Source organism: uncultured Thiodictyon sp. (genome assembly GCA_903837595.1).
Taxonomy (GTDB): domain Bacteria; phylum Pseudomonadota; class Gammaproteobacteria; order Chromatiales; family Chromatiaceae; genus Thiodictyon.
The window spans coordinates 1-4635 of record CAILVI010000307.1; the positions used below are offsets into that span (position 1 = coordinate 1).

The following is a 4635-nucleotide window of genomic DNA, read 5'->3' on the forward strand; positions in this document are numbered from 1 at the left end:
AAACCAAACGGGGCCGGATCAGTTCTTGGTGTCGCCAGGGGGTCAGTTCCTGGTGTCGCTTGACAGCTGCGGCCAGCCGTTTCGGCCGCGTCCCCAGAACCCGACCCAGACCTACTGTTCGCAGCCAGCCTGCCAGCGGGCGCGCAAGCGTGACTGGCAGCGCGCCAAGCGTGCCAGTGACCCGGACTACCGCGCCAACGATCAGGCCGCCCAGCGGACCTGGGCGCAGGCGCATCCGCGTGTTTTCGCGCCTGGCGGGAGGGTCACCCCGACTACGTGGCACGCAACCGCCGGGCGCAGGGGGCGTGCAACGCCCGGCGCCGGGCGGCAGGGGTGATTGCAAATGAGGACGCGTGGACGCGTGAAAGCGTTTTGGTGCCAGGCACTTACCGCGTCGAGCCGTGGCCTGTGGCGGATTGCAAATGTGGATGCGTCAATGCTGGAAACGTGTTTTTACTCAGCGCTGTAGACGCACCCCAGACGCGCTGACGGGTGATTGCAAAGAGAGGACTCCATGGTCAGATGACCTGATCTCCAGGAATTTACGCCGAGCCTATTTCAGCACCAGGCGCAAATTTGTCCGGGAGAAAACCGTTTCGGTGGCGGTCAGCTCGGCGCAGAGTTTCTCGATGGCCTGATCGGTGACGGCGTTGGCCGAATGGTGCAGGCGCACCGTCAAGGTCCCCGCCTAGGGGTCCGGCAGCAGATCGGCGTCGGTGGTGTAGAGGGCGCAGAGCAGTCGGCGCGCCTCGTCGGGTCGGGTGAGGTGCTCGCGCAGGCAGTTGGCCATGGCCGTTTCGGCACGGTAGGCAATCATCTTGATGGTACCGACGAGCTGCTTGCTGTGGGTGCTGAGCTGGCGAAAGCGAGCATCCTCGGGCAGTTCGTCGATGCCGAGGTGGTGTGGGGTCTCCTTGCGCTTGGCCTTGAGCGCTGCGAGTTCGCCCTGCCGGCCTTCGATCTCTTCTTGCAGCGCCGCTTTGCGCCGGATGAACGGCTCGACATGCTTGGGTTCGATTGGCGCTTCCAGGGTCATGGCAGCGAAGTGGGCGAGTCGCCGGTTGAGTTTACTGGTGGCGGCGCGGACCTGCCCGTCGAGGCGGCGGTAGTCGGGGTTGACCACCTGTAGGGGCTCGGAAATCGCCTCGGTGCGAGAATCGGCCAAACGGTCCAGATCGTAGTGTTCACGGGCATACTTGGAGAAGTTTTCCTGCGACCAGCGGGCGAACATGGCGCTGGCCATGGGGGCCGCAGCGCAGCTATAGTCGGTGGACAGGATAGCGGTTTGATGCCCCTGCTGGCTGCGCTTGCGCACCTCGCGGGCCCACCGCCCGTTGCTCAGGCAGGTGCCCCGTTCGGCCAGGTCCATGGTGACGACCTCCCCGCTGGCGAGGCGCACCGCGGTGGGGACGCACTCTTCCGAGCCCCAGTCCTCACCGGGGTATTTGTGGTAGGTCAGGCAGGCGATGTGCTGGTTTTTCATCCGCAGGAAGAACGCCGGCGAATAGCCTTCACGGTCGAATACCAGGGTGAAGCGGTGGCGCAGCGGATCGGCATCGCGCGGCGCGGGCACCGCGTGGGCCGGGACGCACCGCTCCAGCTGCGGCACGATCTCCTGCTCGATGACCTGGATCAGTCCCGGATCGACCGCTTGGTTGACGACGAAGAAGGGCTGGCCGTCCATGGCGTTGACCCAGTAGTCGGTGGTGGTGCGCAGACACAGGCGCTCGCGGGCCACGTAGTGGCGCGGCAATTGGGTCTGGTGGCCGTGGTAGACGCACACCTGCCCGTCGATATAGAGCACGCCGGCCTGTTCGGGGACGGCGGCCATCCAGCGCTCACACAGGGCCGCGCTCCACTGTGCGGCCAGTCCCTCCTGGGCCAGCAGTTGGAGCTTGGCGCGCAGGGTACGCACCTCCGGGATGCGATTCAGCCCCAGCAGGTTGCCCCACTCGCCGGGGGCACAGTAGCGCAGCGACTCCATTGAGCGCCGCCGTGCCAGGGCCATGAAGGCGAGCAGGAGCAGCAGACTGTCGAGCCCGTAGTAGCCCTTGGGCAAGGCCAGGAAGCGCTCCACGCCGTCCAGCAGGCCGACCGCCAGCAAGGCTAGCAGCGCACACAGCACCCCGCCATCGGGGGACATCCAGCGCCGGGGCAAAGTCGGGGGCGACGGCAGCGAGCTGGCCCACACTCGCGGCCAACCGGCCCGCCACATCCGTCGCGCCCATCCCCATCGGGGCGGCCCGATCCACGGCGCTGCGTTCGCCCTTGGTCGTCAGCGCAACGCCAGGGTTTTTTTTGCTGGCTGGTGCAACCGCCCCGCGCGCACCGCCTTCGACAAGGTGTCGGGCCTCACGCCCAAGCGCTCGGCCACCTGCGCGGTTTCCAAGCCGTCATCAAGCAACTGCTGGGCCGCGGCCAGCACCGGCGCCGTGAGCACCGCCGGGCCACGGGTGCGCCGCGGCGTGTAGAACCCGCGCGGCCCCTCCAAGCGATAGCGCTTCACCGCTCGCTTGAGGCTGATCGTGGTCACCCCGAAGGCGCGCACGATGTCGGCTTGCCGGGCATTGCCGTTGACGCAGAACTGCGCAGTGATCATCCGAAACGAGTCCGCATCCGCCGCGTCGTGGACGAACACCGGCATACTGCCGTTGAAGTAGGTGACCCGGCCGTCCTGCTTGCGGAACGCCAACAGGGGCGTGATGTGCAGGGCGGAACCGGGCTAGCTAAAATTCGCTGTTTGAACCTACGGTTGCCCTCGACTCTGGACAATGCTCGGCGGCCTGGGTATAAAGCGCTTCGGTCCCCCGCCGCCCGAGAGCGAGTGCGTGAATCTGCGCGAAGTCGTCCTGCAACCCGTCGCCGTGCCCGAGGAAGCGCGCTTCCAGGCGCTGATGGATGCCCATCATTACCTGGGCGCGCTGCCGAAGATCGGGCACACCCGGTGGTATGTCGCCACCTGGCAGGACCAGTGGCTGGCGCGGCTGAGCTTCTCGGCGGCGGCTTGGAAGTGCGCCGCGCGTGATGCCTGGATCGGATGGGATTTTCGCCATCAATATGATCGGCTGCACTTGATCGCCAACAACAGTCGCTTTCTGATCCTGCCCGCGCACCACGACCCGAACCTCGCCTCGCGCGTCCTGGCCTTGTGCGAGCGTCGGCTGGCGGCGGACTGGCAGGAGCGCTTCGGCTATCCGCTGCTGTTGCTGGAGACCTTCGTCGATCCACGCCACTTCCACGGCACCATCTATCGCGCGGCCAACTGGTGCTATGTCGGCGACACCCGGGGCTTTCGCCGTACCCGGGCCGGTTACAGCGGGGCACCCGGCGCCGCCAAGCGCGTTTTTGTCCGATCCTTGCACGCCCAAGCCCAAGCCCGGCTGTCGCGTCCCGTCCTTGACCCCCAGTACCATCACGGAGCGCCCAAGATCATGTTGAGCGCTGAGCAGATGGTCTCGCTGCCGGACTTTTTCGCCGACATCCCCGACCCGCGTCGCGGCCAGGGGCGGCGCCACCCGCTACCCACCGTGCTGGCCATCGCGGCCGGCGCCATCCTGTGCGGGAGGCGCGGCTACAAGGCCATCAGCCAGTGGGCGCAGGACCTGGGCCAGCCGGCGCGGGCGCGCTTTCGCTGCTGCTGGCGCGCGCGTCGCTACTGGGTCCCCAGCCGCACCGTCATTCGCGAAGTGCTCACCCGTGTTGACCCGGACGCCGTGGATCGCGCCTTGCAGCGCTGGAATGCCCAGCATGCCGACGACGAAGCGCTGGCCATCGACGGTAAGACCATGTGCAATGCGATCGACGCCGAGGGCCGTCAGACCCATATTCTGGGCGTCGTCGGCCACCAGAGCCAGACCTGCTACACCCAAAAAAAGTCGGTGCTCTGCCCGTCGACGGCGGCGACGAGCTGAAGCAAACCAATGAGATCGGGATGGTCATCCCGGTCCTTGAGGCACTGGACAGCACCGGCAAGACGATCACCACCGACGCACTGCTGACCCAGCGCACGCTCGCCACCTACCTCCTCGACCACGAGGCCCACGACGTTTTCACCGTCAAAGACAACCGGCCGACCCTGCACGCGGATATCCGCCTGATCTTCGAGGATCGCGGCCAGCCCGACTTCCGCGAGCCCCCCACCTTGGCCCATGGCCGCATCGAGCAGCGCGCGATCTGGACCACCAACCACCTCAACGACTACCTCAACTTTCCGGGTGTCGGCCAGGCGTTTGGCATCGCGCGCCACACCGTGACCAAGAAGACCGGCAAGACCTCCACCGAGACCGTCTACGGGGTGACCAGTCACACCCAAGCAACGGCTCCGCCCGCCGACGTACTGGCCTTCAACCGAGGCCATTGGAGCGTCGAAAATGGCTGCCACTACACCCTGGACTGGAACTGGGACGAAGACCGATGCACCATCCGCACCGGCCATGGCCCGGCGAACATCACCGCCCCACGGCGCTTCGCCATCGGCGCCATCAAGGCGAAATCCCACGACACCGTCGCCGCGACCATCCAACGCCTGGCGCGCAACGTCCGCCTCGTGTTTGACTACCTACGCATGACCGAGAACTCCCGCCGCCGCCCGCGGCCGTTCCCAGCACTAGCGGGCTAGAACGGATCTCCCGTGGC

At 66.6% G+C, this 4635-nt stretch carries 6 protein-coding genes; 3 read left to right on the plus strand and 3 right to left on the minus strand.

The genetic code is table 11. The features are described from left to right. On the plus strand, positions 1-337 hold a 337-nt coding region (locus tag QZY44_RS16965; protein ID WP_295448721.1), incomplete at its 5' end, for a hypothetical protein. Between the two features lie 216 nt (positions 338-553). Here the strand turns inward: QZY44_RS16965 and QZY44_RS16970 are convergent. From QZY44_RS16970 to QZY44_RS16980, 3 genes are all read right to left on the minus strand, one after another. Beyond that, on the minus strand, positions 554-679 hold the full coding sequence (locus QZY44_RS16970; protein WP_295448724.1) for a hypothetical protein: 126 nt from the start codon (positions 677-679) through the stop codon (positions 554-556). A gap of 9 nt (positions 680-688) precedes the next feature. Then, entirely contained in the window at positions 689-2143 is a 1455-nt protein-coding gene (locus QZY44_RS16975; RefSeq protein ID WP_295448727.1) for a putative transposase, read from the minus strand. A 132-nt stretch (positions 2144-2275) separates the two neighbouring features. Continuing rightward, on the minus strand, positions 2276-2692 hold the full coding sequence (locus QZY44_RS16980) for a helix-turn-helix domain-containing protein (protein ID WP_295448729.1): 417 nt from the start codon (positions 2690-2692) through the stop codon (positions 2276-2278). Between the two features lie 136 nt (positions 2693-2828). Between QZY44_RS16980 and QZY44_RS16985 the strand changes: the two genes are divergently transcribed. Next, positions 2829-3911 carry a Druantia anti-phage system protein DruA gene (locus QZY44_RS16985; RefSeq protein ID WP_295448732.1) on the plus strand — a complete coding sequence of 361 codons (1083 nt, stop codon included), beginning with the start codon at positions 2829-2831 and terminating at the stop codon, positions 3909-3911. A gap of 20 nt (positions 3912-3931) precedes the next feature. Then, positions 3932-4618, plus strand: a complete 687-nt coding sequence (locus QZY44_RS16990) for an ISAs1 family transposase (protein WP_295448735.1) — start codon at positions 3932-3934, stop codon at positions 4616-4618. The last annotated feature ends 17 nt before the right edge of the window (positions 4619-4635 follow it).